This window comes from Polaromonas sp. P5_D5, from assembly GCF_054049435.1.
Genome location: NZ_JBFUMJ010000008.1, coordinates 40,417 through 59,665, shown reverse-complemented (window position 1 = coordinate 59,665; position 19,249 = coordinate 40,417). Strand labels below are relative to the sequence as shown.

The following is a 19,249-nucleotide window of genomic DNA, read 5'->3' as shown; positions in this document are numbered from 1 at the left end:
TTAATTCGGCGCGAGATCAGGTGCCGGGCCGCATGAAGGCGTTTTCAGTGCTGTGGTTACAAACCGTTTCAGGCCACGGGTTTTTACCGGTGCTTTACCTGATTGAGATGTATTCGTGAGATAGTGCGCAAGCTCCACGGCCTGCGCGTTGCATCAACCCCGCACTCGCGTGCCCGAGTTTTCCGTTTCACCCCCTGCACTGCAGCCTTGGCCGCTCCGTCCGCCTTGCTGCGTTGCTACAGCCCGTACCGCACGACCAGGCCGTGCACTCACTTGTTCATGACTTTGCTTTTTCTTCGACCCGCTTTTTTTTTAATCGCCGCTTGCGCAATATCCACTAGCGCTACGGCCCAAACGAAACCTGCCGCCGCTTGCCCGGCCGCCACGGAGATGAAGGCCGCACAACTCCATGGCCTGTGGGCCGTGCGCTTTGACCGCCCACCTGCCGGCTTGCCGGCCCGCGCCACCATGCTGCTGGAACGGCATGCCGAATTCGCCGAAAGCCTGGCCGGCATCGTGAGCCGCGACCTGGGGCCGGCCGTCGGTTCCAAAGCCATTGCCGGACATGCGGCCAAGGCCGCATTGGCCGGTGACCTGGAGGGCGGCATGTTGCTGCTCGACGAGTCCTCCGACAATGTCAGCATCACCGGCACCTGGAATGGCGAAATGGTCGAAGGTTCTTGTGGCAAGGCCTTCAAGGGCACCTGGAAAGACACCAGCAGCAGCGCCCCGGACAATGCACCCGATGTGCCCTTCACGCTGACCCGGCTACCCTGAACAGCGCAATTTTCAAGACCGAGCCATGCCACTGAAATCTCTCCATCCTGCTGCTGCATCGCTTTGCACGGTGCTTCTGGCCCTCCTGGGTCTTGGCACCACGGCTGCGGCGCATGCACAGGCCACGCCGGCAAACCGCCCATCCAGCACAGGCTGGCAAACCTGCCAGGCCATGAAGGGCGACCCTGCGGCGCAGCTCACCTGCTTCCAGCAATGGGCCGATGCGCAAACGCCCGCCAACACACCGGCGCCCAGCCTGACCACAGCGCCGGCCAATGCCCAGACCGGCCAGCCGGCCACCCCGGTGCTGCTGCTGCCATCACTGAACACCGAAGCGCCGGACGGCAAGCCGATCGGCTGCAAAAACACCAGGTACTCGGAACTGTCCCGCTTCTGGGAACTGCAGCGCGGCACCGACTGCGATACGTTTTCGCTGCGCGGCTACCGGCCAATCACGCTGGCCGTCTCCACCGCCGACAGCGTGAACACGCAACCCTCGTCACCCGCCGCAGGGCATACCGCGCTGACCTCTGTGCCCTATATGCGCACTGAAAACAAAATCCAGCTGTCGGTGCGCACCAAGGTCGCCAAAGGCCTGCTGAAAAGCGGCGACAACGATGACGACGACCATGACTCGGTCTGGTTCGGCTACACGCAGCAAAGCTATTGGCAACTGTTCAACGGCAGCATCTCGCGGCCGTTTCGCACCACCGACCACGAACCCGAGGTGATCTACATCTACCCGCACCAAATCCCGCTGGCCGGTGGCTGGAACTACCGGCTCTCGGGCCTGGGGCTGGTGCACCAGTCCAACGGCCAGTCGCTGCCGCTGTCGCGCAGCTGGAACCGCGTCTACCTGATGGGTGCCGCCGAGAAAACACTGGGCCAGGACTCGGGCCTGATCCTTCAGGGGCGTATCTGGGACCGGCTCAAGGAGTCCTCGGGCAATGACGACAACCCCGGCATCGAAAACTATGTGGGCCGCGCGGAAGTCACGGGCAGCTGGCAGATCAACAAAGCCAACACGGTGGGCGTCACGCTGCGCCACTCGTTGCGCAAGGAAGCCCGCGGCTCGGCCCGGTTTGACTGGATGATGGCGCCGGCCTCGTCGCCCAACTACACCGGCTTGCGCTACCACGTGCAGCTTTTCAGCGGCTACGGTGACAGCCTCGTGGACTACAACCGAAAGCGCAATGTTCTGAGCATCGGCCTGAGCCTGGTGGACTGGTAGGCGCTGGAACGGCATTCCGCGGTTTGCTATAGTTTTTATAGCTTATCGCGCTTTTATTTATTGGCCTCAGAGCGGTTTTCGCTTAAAAAAATCGGACACAAACGTGTCTACAGGGCGCATCCAGGCACCACGGCAACGGCGCGTCGGCTGATACCGGGACGCCTGCGCTTGCCGTAAGGTGGGGCGATGACTTTTGCCGAGCCCACCACTTTCACGCTGGCCTGCATCGTGGCCGGTGCGCTGCTGATTGCCATGACACTGGGCGGCTCTTTCATTGCACGGTTGCCTCTGAGTGCCGCCATGCTGTACCTCGGTGTTGGTGTGGCGGTCAGTCCCGTTGGGCTGGGGCTGCTCAAACTCGACGCCCTCAAGAACACGGTGCTGCTGGAGCGCCTCACGGAGGTGGCGGTACTGATCTCGCTGTTCACCGCGGGCATGAAGCTCGAGTTCCGCGTACGGGATGGCCGCTGGCGCATTCCGGTGCAACTCGCAACCGTGTCGATGGTGGTCACCGTGGCCGCCATCACCGCACTGGGCGTTTATGTGCTGGAGCTGCCCGTGGGCGCCGCGGTGCTGCTGGGCGCCATCCTCGCGCCGACCGACCCGGTGCTGGCCTCCGACGTGCAGGTGGCCAACCCGGGCGACCGCGACCGCCTGCGTTTCGGCCTCACCGGTGAGGGCGGCCTGAACGACGGCACCGCATTTCCATTTGTGATGCTCGGGCTGGGCCTGCTGGGCCTGCACGAACTCGGTGAAGGCGGCTGGCGCTGGTGGGCCGTTGATGTGCTGTGGGCCGTGGCCGGCGGCCTGGCCCTGGGCTGGCTGCTGGGCACGCTGGTGGGCCGCGCCATTCTTTACCTGCGCATGCGCCACCGCGAAGCACTGGGCTCGGACGAATTCATCGCGCTGGGACTCATCGGGTTGACGTACGGCCTGGCGCTGCTCTTTCAGACTTACGGCTTCCTGGCGGTATTTGCGGCGGGCCTGGCGCTGCGCCGCATCGACGAGCCCGATGCGCGGCCCTTGCCCCAGGCACCGGCCGCACCCGACGAAACGCTGAGCCCCGATGACCAGGAAGCCTCGGGCGCGGAAGCGCCCGCCCACATGATGCGCGCAGTAGAGCGCTTTAACAGCCAGCTGGAAAGCTTCGTGGAGGTCGCCATCGTGCTGGCGGTGGGCGTGCTGGTCGCGACCACACGCTTTCGCACTGAAGTGCTGTGGTTTATCCCGGCGCTGTTCCTGGTGATCCGGCCGGCGGCGGTTTTTATCGGGCTGCTGGGCACCCCGGTCAGGGGTTCACAGCGCCGCCTGATGGCCTGGTTCGGCATTCGCGGCATCGGCTCGCTGTATTACCTGCTTTATGCCATCAACCACCACCTCCCGCCCGCGCTCGCGCAGCGGCTGCTTTCCATCACACTCGCGGTGGTCGTCGCGTCGGTGATTGCCCACGGCATTTCGGTCACGCCGTTGATGAAGCGCTATGAGGCGCGCAAACCGGGCAAACGCCGCAAGCCCTGAACAAGCGGTCCGGCGGGCATCCGCACAGCCTCACAGAATGTCACCTTATTGATAACGATAACGATTCTCATTTGTATAATCGCACTTTGACCGATTAACAAAGACACAGGAGTCGTCGTGAAACCAGCAATCAAACCCGCCATCATTGCCGCCCTCGTGGCCCTGCTTGCCGTGCCGGCCATGGCCCAGCCCGCAGCAACGGCAGCGGCCGGTGCTGTGCCTGGCACAGTGGCGGCACCCGCCACCACGGCAGCGGCCGTGGCAAAGCACTACGCCCACCTGGTGCAGTCAAACTATGACGACACGCTGGCCAGCACGCTCATCCTGCAAAAAGCGGTGCAGGCTTTTATCGACGCACCTTCGGACGACGGCCTCAAGGCCGCGCGCAAAGCATGGCTGGACGCGCGCGAGTATTACGGCCAGACCGAGGCCTTCCGTTTTTACGGCGGCCCCATCGACGACAAAAATGGCCCCGAAGGCCGCATCAATGCCTGGCCCATGGACGAGTCCTATGTCGACTACGTGAAAGACGCACCCAACGCCGGCATCATCAACAACCGCAAGGCCGTGATCAACAAAAAGCGGCTGGCCAGCCTGAACGAGCGCAACGGCGAAGAAAACATCGCCACCGGCTGGCACGCGATTGAATTTCTGCTGTGGGGCCAGGACCTGAGCACCACCGGCCCGGGCAACCGTTCGTTTGAAGATTTTGTCGACGGCAAGAAACCCAACGCCGACCGCCGCCGCCAGTACCTCAAGGTGGTGACCGAGCTGCTGGTTGACGACCTCGGCATCCTCACCAAAGCCTGGGCACCCACATCGACGTCTTACCGCGCGAAGTTCGAGCGCGGCGGCCTGGAGTCGGTGCGCAAGATGTTTGTCGGCCTGGGCTCGCTTTCGCGCGGCGAACTCGCCGGTGAACGCCTCGAAGTCGCCCTGGCCAGCCAGGATCAGGAAGACGAGCACTCGTGCTTTTCCGACAACACGCACCGCGACGTGGTGAACAACGCCAAAGGCATCCAGAACGCCTGGCTGGGCCAGTACAAGCGCGCCGACGGCACGACGCTGGCCGGCCCTTCACTGCGTGACCTGGTGGCGGTGAAAAACCCGGCACTGGCAGACCGCACCAGCAAACAGATTGCCGCGTCCGTCGCCGCTGCCGAAGGCATTCAGGCGCCGTTTGACCGCGAAATCGTCGGCGCCAAGGATGCACCGGGCCGGCTGCGCGTGCAAAAAACCGTCGACAGCCTGGTGCAGCAAAGCAAGGACCTGGTGGAAGCCGCCAATGCCGCCGGCATCACCAAGCTGACCCTGGTCAAACCTTAATGGCCGACGCCGCATCGTCCTGGAGGGTCACGCGCCCTGCGCGTGCAGTGCTTGCCTGCGTGGCCGCGGCGGGACTGGCGGGGCTCGCCTTCTGGGCGTCGGCGGGGCCGGGTACGCAAGCCGGCACGGCGCCGGACGACGAAAAAACCGGCGGCGACGCCACGGTGTTTGCCACCGGCCACAACGCGTTTTCATTTCCGCTGGCCAACCTGGGCGATGAGGAACGCACGCGGTTTGTCATCGGCAATTCTTTCTTCAAGCGCAACTGGGTGCAGGCGCCGTCCTCCACCACCGCGCGCGACGGCCTGGGCCCGCACTTCATCGCCCGCTCCTGTGGCGGCTGCCATGTGCAGGACGGGCGCGGCGCGCCGCCCGACTTCAACCGCGGCCTGGCCGACCAGCCGGTCGGCCTGCTGCTGCGCCTGTCGGTGCCGGGCAAGGACGCGCACGGCGGGCCGCTGCCGGACCCGGTATACGGCGACCAGTTTTCCAATTTCGCGGTACAGGGCGTCATGCCCGAGGGGCAGATATCGCTGCGCTACGACGTGGTGCGCGGCAAGTTTGCCGACGGCACACCCTACCAGCTGCAAAAGCCCCGCTACGGTTTCAGCAAACTCAACTACGGCCCCATGGCCAAAGATGTGATGGTGAGCCCGCGCATCGCGCCGCAGATGGCCGGCGTGGGTTTGCTCGAGGCGATTCCCGAAGCCGAAATCCTGCGCAACGCGCGCGAGCAGGCCGTCTCCGACAGCCCGGTGCGCGGCGTCGTTAACCAGGTGTGGGACGCGCCGACGCAGCAGATGCGCACAGGCCGCTTCGGCTGGAAGGCCAATGTGGCCACCTTGGCGCACCAGACCGCCGGCGCTTTCCTCGGCGACATGGGCATCACCTCGCCGGTCTTTCCGAAAGAGACCTGCACGGCCGCCCAGAAAGACTGCCTCGCGGCGCCGCGCGGCGCACAGGGCAAGGCCAGCGAGATCGACGAAAAAACATTCAACGACGTGGTGTTTTATGAAACCACGCTGGCACCGGCGGCGCGCCGCAATCCGCGCGATGCCCAGGTGGTGCGCGGCCAGAAACTGTTTGCCGAAGCACAGTGCGCCGCCTGCCACCGCCCGAGCTACGTCACCGGCGAAAGCCCGTTCCCACGGCTCGGCAGCAAAGCCGTGCAGGGCCAGACCATCTGGCCCTACACCGACCTGCTGCTGCACGACATGGGCGAAGGCCTGGCCGACGGCCGGCCCGACTTCCTGGCGGGTGGCCGCCAGTGGCGCACGCCGCCGCTATGGGGCATCGGCCTGGTGCCCGACGTAAACGGCCACAACCGCCTGCTGCACGACGGCCGCGCGCGCGGCGTGCTGGAAGCCGTCCTGTGGCACGACGGCGAAGCCAAAGCCAGCAAGGACAAAGTCCTGCGCATGAATGCGCAGGAACGCGCCGCGCTGGTGAAATTTCTCGAATCGCTATGAGCCTCATGAATACGCTTCGCTCTCCATGCCGGCCTGCCCTGCTGGCTGTGGCCGGTGTGCTTTACCTGGTGGCCTGCGGCGCCGTGCACGCGCAAACCGTCGCGCCCAACGTTGCCGTGCCGTTCTATACGGCGGGTGACTTCATGCGCGGCGTCTACCGCTTTTGGTACGCGCCGCAGGCCGCAGCGTTTGCCGAACAGGCCGGTGCCTTGCCGTCAGCGGTCTCTGCGGTGTGCGATGCGAATGCAGACACTGCCGCTGCCCGACTGGAGCAGGCCCGCGATCGCTGGAAAACCACCGCGCTCGCCTGGGATCGCCTGAGCGGCGTGCAGATCGGCCCACTGGTACAGCGGCGCTCGGCGCGGCAGATCGACTTTTCGCCAACGCGGCTCGAGCTCATCAAGCGGGCGATTCAGTCAGCGCCGCAAGATGCCGCCGCGATGGAAAGCATAGGCACGCCGGCCAAGGGCTTGCCGGCGCTGGAATGGCTCTTGTGGAGCCAGCCTGCTTCTTCGTCTCCACCCGACATGCCGGCCTGCCACTACGCGGTGCAGGTGGCCGCCGATATCCAGCGCGAAGCCGACACCCTGGCCAAGGCGTTCGGCGAGCTGGCAGCGCGCCAACCCGGCGAGTCGGAAGAAAGCAACGGGCCGGCGATGAGCGAGCTGGTCAACCAGTGGACCGGTGCACTGGAACGCCTGCGCTGGGCCGAGATGGAAAAGCCCCGCATGGCCGGGGCGCAAGGCAACCGCAACGCCGCTTATGCGCGCAGCACCAGCGGCCAGACTGCAGCGCGCTGGGCCGCGCAATGGCAGGCGCTGCGCACACTGGGCGCAGCGCAGGCGCGTGAAGCCCCTTTGCCCGGTGCCGGTCTGGCGCCGCTGGAAACCTATTTGCGCGGGCTCGGCCGCAACGAGCCGGCCAACCAGCTCGCACAAGCGGTGAACAAAACCGACAAAGCCATGCAAAGCGCATCGCCCGCCAACAAGGCCGGCATGGGCAGCGCCGGGCGTTCACTGGCCGACCTGAAAAAACTCGCGGAAGCCGACATCGCGCCCGCGCTGGAAGTGAGCATCGGCTTTTCAGACGCCGACGGCGACTAGGCATTTGCATGAAAGAGGCTGAGGCCCTGACAACACTGCGGCGCCGGCAATGGCTGGCGCTGGCAGCGGCCGGCACCAGCGCCTGGCTCAATCCCGCCCTGGCAGCTGCCGTCACTGCCACTACTCGGCCGCAGCAGCTGGTCGCCGCCTGGGAGGCAACGCACGGCTACCAGGTCGGTGTGCTGGCGTATCGCGGCGCCGCACTCCAGGTCAGCGCCGCACTCGACGTACCGACACGCGCCCATGGCGTGTGGGTCGAGCCCAGCGGCACACTGCTGGCGGTGGCCCGCCGGCCAGGTGACTGGCTGCTGCGCTGGAGGCCCGAAGGCAACGGCACAGGCCAGGCCATCGCCTGGGGTTGGGCCGAGCCCGACCGCGCCTTCAACGGCCACGTGATCGCCAGCCCCGACGGCAACACGCTCTACACCACCGAAACAAACCTCGAAACCGGCGAAGGCCTGGTCGGCCTGCGTGATGCCGCCACGCTGGAAAAATTGGGCGAATGGCCGACCCACGGCATGGACCCGCACGAACTTTTGCTGGACGACGACGGCAGCCTCGTCGTGGCGAACGGCGGCATTCCCGCGCTGCCTGAAACCGGCCGCCTGAAAATTCACATGGACCGCATGGACGCCTCGCTGGTGCGGCTGGACGCACGCAGCGGCGCGCTGCTGGGCCAGTGGCGCCTGGCCGACAAACGCCTGAGCCTGCGGCACATGGCGTGGGGCGGCGCGCCGGCGGCAGGCGGTGCGCGTGTCCTGGGCATCGCGCTGCAGGCCGAGCATGACGACACCGCGGCCAAAACCGTCGCGCCCGTGCTGGCGCTTTTTGACGGCCGGAAGTTGCAAACCTGCGCCGCTGCCGACGGGCGCGTGCTCGCCGGCTACGGCGGTGACATCACCTGGGCCGCGGGCAGCTTTGCCGTGGGCTGCCCGCGCGCCAACGGCGTGGCCGTGTGGCAGGCCGATGGGCGCTGGACAGGCTTTTTCCCGCTGGAAGAAGCCTGCGCCGTCACGTCGGCCCCGGCCGCGGGCCAGGCTGACGCCACGCTGTGGGCCGGCGGGCGGCTCGCCGCACTGACACGCGACGTCGCGGGCCGCACGGCTTTGCCGGCGCTCAAAAATGTGCGGCTGGACAACCACTGGGCGCCGCTGGCGGGTTAGATAAAGGTTGGGTTGGCCGAAGGCATCGATGAATCGCTATCTTTTTGATAGCTGCTCGCGCAGGTTCTTATTGGGTTGCCGGCACATTTGGCACATAAAAATGCCCCGAAACCGCGTCCTGGCAGGGATTTTTCCGGATTTTTACCGGCCCCGGACAACTAAAAGCGGCTATTTTCAAAGCAAAAACCGGCTTTGATCCAAGCAAATCCTGCACAAGCTGCTATTGTTTTTATAGCAACCTGAGGCCCTGAGGATTCGAACGCAGCTTGTTCGGCGCCCTATTCGGCACCGTTATTCGGCGGACTTCACAGCTTCTTCCACAGCTCACCGTCCCTGGAACGGTAAGTGCCGCCGGTGGCGCAGCAACCCCCTGCACCGAAGGCGATGCGTCCGAGGGTAACGGTGACGACACCGTTGTCTGCCTGCAGCGATTGCCGCTCGCAATACGTGAAGAAGGGATAGAGATCGGGTTCGAGCACCATCTGCCAGTCGCCCTCGCCGCCCTTTCCGGGCTCCGTGGACACCTTGGGTATGGCGCGGTAGACCTTGCAGTCATGCACCGCAAGGTGCACCGGCTTACCCTCCAACAGTCCCTTGAATACGCGCTCCGGCGGTATCGCTGCCATGGGGTCCGGCTCGGCAGGTGACGGAGCAGGGACACTGCCGCCGCCTGCCAGCCCCAATCCAATCCCAAGCCCGACAGCCAGCAGGAGCTGGCCCCACAGCATGTTCCGCTCAGGCCTTGTCACCGGCGAAAACGCCTGCCACGCCAGCGCCGCCGCAGCCGCGGCTGACAGCACTGTGGCAACCCAGATCAGCAGCTCCGCGGCGTCGGTGAAGGGACTGATCGCCCAGGCAACAGCCAGCACAGCCGTATTGACCAGCAACAGCACGAGGCTAGCCCATGGCCGCAGCCGGGAGAACAAGCCTGCAATCAGCAAGAGCACCGTGCACAGCAGCACGGCGGGCAGCACCACCACGCCTGAAAACAGCAGCTCGAACACTCCCAGCAGCCAGCCACCACTGCCCGCCATCTTGCCAACGGTGTACAGGTAAAGCGCCAGACCCAGGCCCGGCAGGGCCATCAGCTGTGCGGCGACAAAAGCAAAGGCGTAAGGTGTGTTGGAGGTTCTCAAGATGAGGGGAATTCTAGAGTGCGGTCGGATACTGTCGTATACGGCTGCGTGAATCCCGCATGCCCAAATGCCATCGCCCCGGCAACCTTTGGCTGCCGGGGCGATTGGGCTGTAGCCGGCTGCTACCGGCGCCTGAGCAGGCTTATTGCTGGCTGGTCTTCACGAGTTCAGCAGCAGCCTGGGGTGCTGCACCGGCCTTCTCGGCGCGGGGAGCGCCGAGGTTTTGCTGGGCGGTGGCGCCGTTGTAGCTGGAAGCAGAGCTGGCATTTTGGGCGTGCACCACTTCGCTTTTGACTTCCGCGCGGGTTTTGGTCGCAGGTGCCTGCATCTGGTCAAACAGATAGGAGTTGAAGGTTTGGGCAGAAGCAGCCACGGAAGTCAGGGCGGCAACAGCAACAACGGAAGCGGCGATAAAGTTCGATTTCATGATGAATATCCTCTCAAAGTTAAGTGACGTTCCGGGCATGGCGGGCTCATCTTCCCGTCTGTCCAGCCTCGGTGAGTCGCCTTGTAGTGGGCTTCGGCTCATCGATGTATGAACTTTATTCCATTCAAATCAATCAAAAAATAGCAATTTCAACAATACATTGCTGTTAAATCAGCAACAATAGAGGCTCAATTTAGGGGTAAACCATGGACCGGCTTCAATCAATGCGCGTTTTTCAGCAAGTGGTGGATGACGGGAGTTTTGCGGCCGCAGCGCGCAAATTCGACATGTCTTCCGCCGTGGTGACCCGGCTGGTCGGCGACCTGGAGGATCACCTGGGCGTACGGCTGCTGCAGCGCACCACCCGCCGCCTGGCACTCACCGATGCGGGGGAAACTTACCTGGCCCGCGTGCGCCATATCCTGAACGACATTGATGAAGCCCATGCTGCCGCCCAGGCGCACGCCCAGGAAATGTCCGGCGTCATCCGCATCCTGACGCCCCCGGTGTTTGCCACGCATGTGCTGGCGCCGCTGGTGGCCGAGTTCGGGCGGCGCTACCCCAAGGTCGTGCTCGACATCCATACGGATTCGCCGCTGGTGCCGCCCATTGAAGACTACGACCTGACCCTGCTGGGCGCTGCCGATACTTTCGACGCCAACATCATCGCGCGACCAATTGCCTCTTCGGACGGAATCCTATGCGCCGCCCCCAGCTACCTCCAGGAGCACGGCATCCCCGCGCAACCGGAAGATCTGGCGCATCATCGCTGCCTGCGCGTCAAGCTCCAGGCAAACCGGCACCTCAGCCTGCGCCTCATCAACCCGGAAGAAAACAAGCGCGAACTGGAAATAAAGGTCGAGCCCGCCCTGCTGGTCAACAACACCTCCACGCTGATCCGGGCTTGCCTCGATGGGGCCGGCATCAGCATCCAGCCTATCGACCTCGTGGCGAAATCCCTCCAGAACGGCGAGCTGCAGCGGGTGCTGTCGCCGTGGATCACGGGAAGGAACACGCTGTATGCCGCGCTGCCCAGCCGCAAATTCATTCCTGCACGCACCAGCGTGTTTCTGGAGTTCATGACCGAGTACACGCGCGCCGTGCTCAGGAAGATGGAAGCCCGGCAGGACTAAAGCCTGCGCCGGGCACACGGCAGAAGCACCAACCCGGCGGCCGGTGTAGAAAAAGCAGCCGGGCGGCCCCACATAACGATGGCGGCCTTGCCTGGTGCTGCCCTGGTTCATGGCATTTCGCCCTTCGTGCAACACGCCTCAGAAATCGCGAAGAACCGTGTGCGAACTTTTCGAACACCAAAAAGTTCCAAGACTACACGCCGTTATTGTTCCGGTTTCGACAATTGAATGTTCTGCCAATACGCACTTGTGTATCAGCGCTGCGGAACAAGGTTTGATACATCGGTGAGCCACCTGTTCAAAGCGACTCAGCGATGAAGGCCTCACGGGCAGAACGCCCGTCCCGCCTGTTTTCACACTTGTTCTTAAAGGAAATTCACCATGAAATCGACGAAACTTGTTTCCGCATCCGTTCTTGCCCTTGCAGCGCTCGCCTCGGCGAACAGCTTTGCCCAGGACAGCAACTACCCCGGCAATGAAGTGAGCGCCGCCAGCACCGTGAGCCGCGCCGATGTCCGCGCAGAGTTGGCGCAATCACCACGCGCGTCGTACCAGGTCAACAGCGACAGCAGCTACCCCGGAACCGATGCCACCCCCGTTGCGGGCACCAAGACCCGCGCAGAAGTCCGCGCCGAACTGGAGCAGGCACAGCACGAAGGCTACAAGCTGAGCATCGACAACTCCTATCCCAACGACTTCAACGTGCCTGCCGCACACGGCAGGGCACACTCCGCGGGCTAAGCAGCGCCGCACCGCCAGCCAGGCGTGTGCACCTCGCGTTAAATCGCATTGCAACGTCCAGGAAGCCTCCGGCTTTCTGGACGTTGGCCTGCGCGCAGCACGGCCCTTCCTTCCCTGTTGTCCATCCTGGCGTTGCGTGAAGGACATTCAACAAGTCAGCGCTCAAAATTGCCTTGGCACACATATTTGCGAAATCATGTATGATGTGTATCATGCGAAACACCAAGATCAACGCCAGAACGGCCGCCAAGGAAGCCTCCCACGAACGCATCGTATCCGTGGCCGCGCGGGCAATACGCCGCAGCGGCTATAGCGGCACCGGCGTGGCCGACATCATGAAAGAGGCCGGCCTGACCCATGGTGCGTTTTACGCCCACTTCGCGTCGCGCGAGGCCATGCTGGCCGAAGCCGCAACGCGGGCCTGTGCCGAATCGGCTGCAGTGGTGGCGGGTGTTGCAGCCGGCGCGCCGCCTGAACAAGCCATGGCGGCCATGCTGCGCGCCTACCTTTCGCCGGAGCACCGGGAGCAGGTTGAGATGGGCTGCCCCCTGGCCGCGCTGGGTTCGGAGACGCCGCGCCAGGCGCCTGAAGTGCGCCGCGCGACCACCCGGCATGTCAAGGAAATGGTGGATTTTGTCGCCCGCCAGTCGCCCGATTGGGGCCAGCCCGGCGCCCACGAGCGCGCGCTGGTGACGGTCGCCACCATGGTCGGCACCTTGCTGCTGGCGCGCGTGGTCGACGAGCCCGCGCTGGCAGACAGCTTTAGCGAAGCCGCGCTGAAGCAGCTGGTACCGGTCTCCCACTGAATTCATTTTTTTTTGAAGCACGCCTGCTTTTTTCTTCGCCATTACATATGACGATCATCATTCAAAATTCACTTCAAACTGAAAGAACAACACCATGAACCCCCACTACAAAGTTGCCCTGGTGACAGGCGCCTCTTCAGGCATAGGCGAAGCGGTTGCGCTGCGGCTTTCGCAGGCTGGCTACAAGGTCTACGGCACCAGCCGGCGCGGCGACCGGACGGGCGGGCAGCCCTTCGAGATGCTGGCCCTGGATGTGACCCAGGACGCGTCGGTTGAAGCCGCGGTGCAACAGCTGATTCAGCTTGAGGGCCGCATCGACCTGCTGGTCAACAACGCGGGCTTCGGCGTCGCCCCGGCTGGTGCGGAGGAAAGTTCGATCACGCAGGCCCAGGCGATCTTCGACACCAACTTCTTCGGGATCGTCCGAATGACGCGCGCCGTCGTGCCGCACATGCGCCGACAGGGCGCGGGACGCATCATCAACATCGGCTCGGTGCTTGGTTTCCTGCCAATGCCGTACGGGGCACTGTATGCGGCGACGAAGCATGCCATCGAAGGCTACTCCGAGTCGCTTGACCATGAGCTGCGCACGAGGGGCATCCGGGTCTCGGTCATCGAGCCTGCATACACGAAGACGCCGTTCGACGCGAACTTCCTGGAACCCGACACCAAGCTCGATGAGTACCGCGAGGTTCGCGCTGCCGTGAGCCAGCGCGTGAAGGAAGTGATGGCAACTGCGGAACAGCCAGGCGTCGTGGCGGACGTCGTGCTGAAAGCTGCCAGTGCCGCTCGTCCCAAACTCCGATACACCGCAGGCGGACTCGCGAGTCGCCTGCGATTGCTCCGCACATTTGCGCCTGCTGGTCTGGTGGATGCCGGGATTCGAAAAGATCTGCGGCTCGACATGATGCCAACAGTGAAAACATCATGAAAGCATTCATCGTTGAACGTTATGGAAAAAAGAGCAGTTTGCGGTTGACGGACATGCCGAGCCCGGAGCTGCGCGATGACGAGGTCATGGTCCAGGTGCATGCCGCTGGCGTGAACCAGCTGGACTTCAAGATCCGCGACGGCGAGTTCAAACTCATACTGCCCTATCGCCTGCCTCTCATTCTGGGCCACGACGTCGCTGGGGTGGTCGTCAAGGTCGGCCCAGGCGTGCGGCAGTTCAAGCCGGGCGATGAGGTCTACGCCCGGCCGGATGATTTCCGGATCGGTACCTTCGCTGAATTCGTCCCGGTCAAGGAGGCATCCCTGGCGCTCAAACCTGCGGGGCTCACGATGGAAGAAGCCGCGTCCATCCCGCTGGTGGCCTTAACGGCCTGGCAAGCACTGGTCGAGAAGGCCAAGCTGAAAAAAGGGCAGAAGGTTTTCATCCAGGCTGGCTCAGGGGGCGTTGGCACCTTTGCCATCCAGTTGGCCAAGCACCTGGGCGCTACCGTTGCCACGACGACAAGCACGGGCAATGTCGCACTTGTGAAGAGTCTGGGCGCGGACGTCGTGATCGACTACAAGACGCAGGACTTCGAAGACATCTTGCGCGACTACGACGTGGTCCTGAACAGCCAGGACGGCAAGACGCTTGAAAAATCCCTGCGGATTCTCAAGGCCGGCGGGAAGCTCATCTCCATCTCCGGCCCACCTGATCCCGCATTCGGCAAGGAAAGCAGTGCTCCTGCATTCGTAAAGCTGGTGATTCGCATGCTGAGTTCAGGCATCCGGCGCAGGGCAAAGAGCCGTGGAGTGGACTACGCGTTCCTCTTCATGAAGGCAAGTGGCAGCCAACTGCGCGAGATCACGCGGCTCTTCGATGCTGGAGCCATCCGTCCAGTGATGGACCGGATCTTTCCGTTCGAAGCAACCAACGAGGCCTTGGCCTACGTCGAGGCGGGCCGTGCAAAAGGCAAGGTCGTCATCAAGGTCAAGTGAGCCAGTTTTCCCTAATCAGCTTTTCCCACCCACTGGAGTTTTCTCATGCAAATCAAAAACGCTGTTGTTCTCGTCACCGGCGCCAATCGCGGCATCGGCCTGGCATTCGCGCACGAGCTGCTCGCCCGCGGTGCCCGCAAGGTCTACGCGGCCGCTCGCGACCCTGCCACCATCACCTTGCCAGGCGTTCAGGCTTTGAAGCTCGACGTCACCAAGCCGGAAGACGTAGCGGCCGCCGCGGCACTGGCGTCGGATGTCACGCTGGTAATCAATAATGCCGGCATTGCCCAGCCGGGCGGTTTTCTGGCGGCCGACAGTGAAGATATCACCCGGCGCATCTTCGAGACCAACGTCTACGGCGTGTTGCGCATAAGCAAGGCCTTCGCGCCAGTGCTCAAAGGCAACGGCGGCGGCGCCCTGCTCAATGTGTTGTCGGTGGCCTCGTGGGTGAACGGCGGTGAGCTGGCAGCTTATTCAGCCAGCAAGTCCGCGGCCTGGTCGCTCACCAATGCCTTGCGCAGTGAACTGGCGGCGCAAAAGACGCAGGTGCTGGGGCTGCACATGGCCTATGTAGATACCGACCTCACGCGCGGCTTCGAGGTTCCGAAGGCCAGCCCTGAAGACATCGTCAAGCGTGCGCTCGACGGACTCGAATCGGGGGCTGATGAAGTGCTGGCCGATGAAATCACCCAACATGTCAAAGCCGGGATGACGGCGGCCAGACCCAGCTACCTTCCGCAGGCATCCTGACTTCGAAACCTGGCCGGAGCCTCTGCGCCTGCAGGTTGTGGCCGATGCCATCGCCACGCCAACGCACGGGTGGTGACTCCACTTTCTATGGCTGAAAGTGAGGTGCGAGGCTGCTGTACAACCCTGCCAGACGGGCGGCGCGGTCCTGCATCCGCGTGCGCTCGGCCGCTCGCACCTCGAATACGCCAGTCACCTCTGGCGCACGAAATATTCCCGCCGCTTCGCCCGGATCGCAGGCCAGCCAGGCCAGCCGGGCCGCGCCCAGCGACGGGCCAACCTCGGCATCCGCGTGCCGGACTACCTGCAGGCCGGTAGCGTCGGCCAGCATTTGAGCCCAATAGGCATTGCGCGAGCCGCCGCCAATCAGGCTGACACACGCCAGGCCAGGCTGAACCGACTGCAGCGCGGCAATCCCCTGCGCCATGCCCAGGCACACACCCTCGAGCGTGGCATTCACAATGTCTTCGCGCTGCGTGCCTGCGTGCATGCCGAAGAACACGGCTTTGGCATGCGGATTGTTGTGCGGCGTGCGTTCGCCGTTCAGATAAGGCAGGAACAACGGCGTATCTTCACGCAAGCCGCGCTGCTCCGCCTGCGCAAGCAGCACGGCCACGTCGCGCTCTCCCAGCAGCCCCGCTGTGAACTCGAGGCACGAGGCGGCCGACAGCATCACGGACATCAGGTGCCAGGCCTGCGGCAGCGCGTGGCAGAAGCTGTGCACCGCCTGCTGCGGATTCGCGACAAAAGCGCCGGTAGCCACGAACACCACGCCGGACGTTCCAAGGGACAGCATCGCGTCGCCCGGGTTGACCACGCCGGCGCCCAGTGCACCTGCGGCGTTGTCGCTGGCGCCGGCCACCACCGACACTTCGCGCAAGCCCCAATGCTGCGCCACCTCGGGCAGCAGGGTTCCGGTGACCTCCGGGCCTTCATACAACCTGGGTATGCAGTCGGAGGACAGACCGCAAGCGGCCAGGAGCTCGTGACTCCATTCGCGCCTTCCGACATCCAGCCACAGCGTGCCGGATGCGTCGGACAGGTCGGTCGCATAGTCGCCGGTCAGGCGCCAGCGCAGCCAGTCCTTGGGCAGCAGTACTTGCCGGACCCGGTCGAACACGCCGGGCTCGTGTCTGGATACCCAAAGCAGCTTGGGCGCCGTGAAACCCGGCATCATCAGGTTGCCGGTGATCTGCCGCGACTGCGGCACCGCCCGCTCCAGTTCCGCGCATTCCGCCGCCGCCCGGCCGTCGTTCCAGAGGATGGCCGGCCGCAGAACGTCACCGCGCCCATCCAGCAGGGTTGCGCCGTGCATCTGCCCGGTCAGGCCGATGGCCTCGATCTCGCTGCCTGTGCGGCCGCCGCGCCGCAACTCCTGCAACGCGGCACCTACGGCGGCATCGCACGCACGCCACCATTCGGAAGGATGCTGCTCGCGCCACAAGGGATGGGGGGCATCCACCGACAGCGGCGCGGAGCCGCTGGCCACCAGGCTGTGGCCACGGTCCAGCACGACCGCCTTGACACTGGAGGTGCCCAGATCAATGCCCATGAACATCGGTCAGTCCCCGAACGGCGTCCACTTGGCCGTACTGGCCGCAGACTGCACCACCTTCTCGATGAACCGCACACCGCGGGCGCCATCTTCGAGGCGGGGATAGTCGGTGTCCAGCGGATCCGGTGTACTGCCGGATTGCAGCGCGCGGATGTGCGCAGTCACTCCCAGGTAGACATTGGCAAAGGCTTCGATAAAGGCCTCGGGGTGCCCCGTGGGCAGTCGTGTCGCGCGGCGGGCTGCCTCACCGAGCCACGGCGAGCCCCGCGTCAACATGCGGGCCGGGCCGTCGATGGGGACATGCAGCAGCCGGTTAGGCTCCTCCTGGCGCCAATCCAGCGTACCGGTGGTGCCGAACACGCGCAGCCGCAGGTCGTTCTCGCAACCCACCTCGATCTGGGACGCGATCAGCACGCCCCTGGCGCCGTTCTTGAACCGCAGCAGGACATTGCCGTCGTCGTCAAGGCGCCGGCCGGGCACGAAGATGGTGAGGTCCGCGCAGATGCTTTCCAGCTCCAGGCCCGTCACCGTCGCCACAAGGTTCTCCGCGTGCGAGCCGATGTCGCCGATGGCGCCGGCCACGCCGCTGCGCGCCGGGTCCGTCCGCCAGTCGGCCTGCTTCTGCCCGCTTGCCTCCAGGTGGGTGGCAAGCCAGCCCTGGTTGTATTCGACGATGACCTTGCGCACCACGCCGATCGCGCCGCGCGCAACCATGTCACGCGCCTCGCGCACCAGGGGATAGCCCGTGTAGTTGTACGTGACACCGAATATGGAGCCGCTGCGCTTGACAACCTGAACGAGCTTGGCTGCCTCCTCGCTGGTATGGACCAGCGGCTTGTCACACACCACATGGATGCCCGCCTCGGCGAACGCGCGGGCGACGGGAAAATGCACATGGTTGGGCGTGACGATGGAAACGAAATCGATGCGCTCGTCCTTGCTGCGCCGCAGTTCGCCTTCCAGCAGGTCTTCCCAGCGGCCGTGGTTGCGTTCATCCCGCAGGCCGAGGTCGCGGCCCGATGCGCGCGCGCGCTCAGCATCGGAGGACAGTGCACCGGCCACCAGCTCCATCTGCCCATCCAGCGCCATGGCCTTGCGGTGCACAGCGCCGATGAAAGCGCCCTGCCCCCCGCCTACCATTGCATAGCGCAGTTTTCTCATGAGCCCGCCATCCCGCCCTGCTTGGCCTTGTCGAACACGGCGTCGAACGCTCCCGCGGCCGGCTTGAAGTCCAGCCGCTTGCTGTAGGCCGCGCTTTCAGTGGCGCCATGCACCCGATCCATGCGGCTGTCTTCCCACTCAACGCTCAAGGGCCCGTTGTAACCCACGTCGTTGAGCGCGACGATGATGGATTCGAAGTCGATCTGCCCGCGCCCGACACTGCGAAAGTCCCAGTGGCGGCGCGCGTCACCGAAATTGGTGTGCCCGCCGAAGACCCCCACGGTGCCGTCGCCCCGGCCCCACCACACGTCCTTCATGTGCACGTGATAGATGCGGTCGCCGAATGTCCGGATGAACTTGACGTAGTCCACGCCCTGGTAGCCCAGGTGGCTGGGGTCGAAGTTGAACCCGAAACGCCTGTGGCCACCGATGGCCGCGACTGCCCGTTGCGCCGAGGCGGTGTCGAAGGCGATTTCCGTGGGGTGCACTTCCAGCCCGAAATTCACGCCACACTGCTCAAACACATCGAGGATGGGTTTCCACCGGTTGGCAAAGTCGACGAAGCCCTTGTCCCAATACTCCTGCGAAGTGGGCGGAAACGCGTACAGCGAATGCCAGATGGACGAGCCGGTGAAGCCCGTCACCACCTTCACGCCCAGCTTGGCGGCGGCACGCGCGGTGTCCTGCATTTCCCGCGCGGCGCGCTGCCGCACGCCTTCCGGATCGCCGTCCCCCCAGACTTGCGGCGACAGGATGGCCTTGTGCCGCTCGTCGATGAGGTCGCACACCGCCTGGCCCACCAGGTGGTTGCCGATGGCGAAGCAGCGCAGCCCGTGCTGTTCCAGCAGATCGCGCCGGTCCTGCACGTAGCGATCGCTCGCCAGGGCCGCCTGCACATCGAAATGGTCGCCCCAACATGCCAGCTCCAGGCCGTCGTAGCCCATGCTGCGTGCCAGGGGTGCCAGCTCCTTGAGAGGCAGGTCCGCCCATTGCCCGGTAAAAAGAGTGACAGGTCTTGCCATGGCTG

At 64.3% G+C, this 19,249-nt stretch carries 18 protein-coding genes; 13 read left to right on the top strand and 5 right to left on the bottom strand.

The annotated features are described in order from the left end of the window. Positions 1-390: 390 nt before the first annotated feature. The 7 genes from ACXJKE_RS21745 (at position 391) to ACXJKE_RS21715 (ending at position 8,587) form a co-directional block, all read left to right on the top strand. Positions 391-777, top strand: a complete 387-nt coding sequence (locus ACXJKE_RS21745) for a hypothetical protein (RefSeq protein ID WP_457282668.1) — start codon at positions 391-393, stop codon at positions 775-777. 25 nt (positions 778-802) lie between these two features. Next, complete coding sequence (locus ACXJKE_RS21740; protein ID WP_457282667.1) at positions 803-2,008, top strand: phospholipase A; 1,206 nt, start codon at positions 803-805, stop codon at positions 2,006-2,008. Between the two features lie 186 nt (positions 2,009-2,194). Beyond that, a complete protein-coding gene (locus ACXJKE_RS21735; RefSeq protein ID WP_457282666.1) occupies positions 2,195-3,526 on the top strand; it encodes a cation:proton antiporter in 1,332 nt (443 codons plus the stop codon). 180 nt (positions 3,527-3,706) lie between these two features. Then, positions 3,707-4,852: an imelysin family protein gene (locus tag ACXJKE_RS21730; protein ID WP_457282703.1), complete on the top strand. Its 1,146-nt coding sequence runs from the start codon at positions 3,707-3,709 to the stop codon at positions 4,850-4,852. After that, complete coding sequence (locus ACXJKE_RS21725) at positions 4,852-6,321, top strand: di-heme oxidoreductase family protein (RefSeq protein ID WP_457282665.1); 1,470 nt, start codon at positions 4,852-4,854, stop codon at positions 6,319-6,321. Before ACXJKE_RS21730 ends, ACXJKE_RS21725 begins: the two co-directional genes overlap by 1 nt. Next, the gene (locus ACXJKE_RS21720) at positions 6,318-7,424 is read left to right on the top strand and encodes an imelysin family protein (protein WP_457282664.1); all 1,107 of its coding nucleotides are present in this window, start codon (positions 6,318-6,320) and stop codon (positions 7,422-7,424) included. Before ACXJKE_RS21725 ends, ACXJKE_RS21720 begins: the two co-directional genes overlap by 4 nt. A gap of 8 nt (positions 7,425-7,432) precedes the next feature. Continuing rightward, a complete protein-coding gene (locus ACXJKE_RS21715; protein WP_457282663.1) occupies positions 7,433-8,587 on the top strand; it encodes a DUF1513 domain-containing protein in 1,155 nt (384 codons plus the stop codon). A 305-nt stretch (positions 8,588-8,892) separates the two neighbouring features. Here ACXJKE_RS21715 and ACXJKE_RS21710 read toward each other — a convergent pair whose 3' ends face one another. Together ACXJKE_RS21710 and ACXJKE_RS21705 are read right to left on the bottom strand one after the other, a co-directional pair. Beyond that, the gene (locus ACXJKE_RS21710) at positions 8,893-9,723 is read right to left on the bottom strand and encodes a hypothetical protein (protein WP_457282662.1); all 831 of its coding nucleotides are present in this window, start codon (positions 9,721-9,723) and stop codon (positions 8,893-8,895) included. 142 nt (positions 9,724-9,865) lie between these two features. Next, the gene (locus tag ACXJKE_RS21705) at positions 9,866-10,150 is read right to left on the bottom strand and encodes a DUF4148 domain-containing protein (protein ID WP_457282661.1); all 285 of its coding nucleotides are present in this window, start codon (positions 10,148-10,150) and stop codon (positions 9,866-9,868) included. A 206-nt stretch (positions 10,151-10,356) separates the two neighbouring features. Here ACXJKE_RS21705 and ACXJKE_RS21700 point away from each other — a divergent pair, with 206 nt between their 5' ends. From ACXJKE_RS21700 to ACXJKE_RS21675, 6 genes are all read left to right on the top strand, one after another. Then, entirely contained in the window at positions 10,357-11,283 is a 927-nt protein-coding gene (locus ACXJKE_RS21700; RefSeq protein ID WP_457282660.1) for a LysR family transcriptional regulator, read from the top strand. Between the two features lie 381 nt (positions 11,284-11,664). Continuing rightward, the gene (locus ACXJKE_RS21695) at positions 11,665-12,024 is read left to right on the top strand and encodes a DUF4148 domain-containing protein (RefSeq protein ID WP_457282659.1); all 360 of its coding nucleotides are present in this window, start codon (positions 11,665-11,667) and stop codon (positions 12,022-12,024) included. 200 nt (positions 12,025-12,224) lie between these two features. Beyond that, a complete protein-coding gene (locus tag ACXJKE_RS21690) occupies positions 12,225-12,830 on the top strand; it encodes a TetR/AcrR family transcriptional regulator (RefSeq protein WP_457282658.1) in 606 nt (201 codons plus the stop codon). Positions 12,831-12,924: 94 nt separating this feature from the next. Beyond that, positions 12,925-13,761 carry an oxidoreductase gene (locus ACXJKE_RS21685; RefSeq protein ID WP_457282657.1) on the top strand — a complete coding sequence of 279 codons (837 nt, stop codon included), beginning with the start codon at positions 12,925-12,927 and terminating at the stop codon, positions 13,759-13,761. Next, a complete protein-coding gene (locus tag ACXJKE_RS21680; protein ID WP_457282656.1) occupies positions 13,758-14,759 on the top strand; it encodes an NADP-dependent oxidoreductase in 1,002 nt (333 codons plus the stop codon). Before ACXJKE_RS21685 ends, ACXJKE_RS21680 begins: the two co-directional genes overlap by 4 nt. 45 nt (positions 14,760-14,804) lie before the next feature. Continuing rightward, entirely contained in the window at positions 14,805-15,509 is a 705-nt protein-coding gene (locus ACXJKE_RS21675) for an SDR family oxidoreductase (protein WP_457282655.1), read from the top strand. An 85-nt stretch (positions 15,510-15,594) separates the two neighbouring features. Here the strand turns inward: ACXJKE_RS21675 and xylB are convergent, their stop codons facing one another. The 3 genes from xylB to ACXJKE_RS21660 are packed head-to-tail and all read right to left on the bottom strand — an operon-like array spanning position 15,595 to position 19,244. After that, positions 15,595-17,064 carry a xylulokinase gene (gene xylB / locus ACXJKE_RS21670; RefSeq protein ID WP_457282654.1) on the bottom strand — a complete coding sequence of 490 codons (1,470 nt, stop codon included), beginning with the start codon at positions 17,062-17,064 and terminating at the stop codon, positions 15,595-15,597. A 3-nt stretch (positions 17,065-17,067) separates the two neighbouring features. Further along, entirely contained in the window at positions 17,068-18,222 is a 1,155-nt protein-coding gene (locus tag ACXJKE_RS21665; protein WP_457282653.1) for a Gfo/Idh/MocA family protein, read from the bottom strand. Continuing rightward, positions 18,219-19,244, bottom strand: coding sequence for a sugar phosphate isomerase/epimerase family protein (locus ACXJKE_RS21660; protein WP_457282652.1), 1,026 nt, complete (start codon positions 19,242-19,244; stop codon positions 18,219-18,221). The genes ACXJKE_RS21665 and ACXJKE_RS21660 overlap by 4 nt, the downstream gene beginning before the upstream one ends. Positions 19,245-19,249 lie beyond the last annotated feature (5 nt).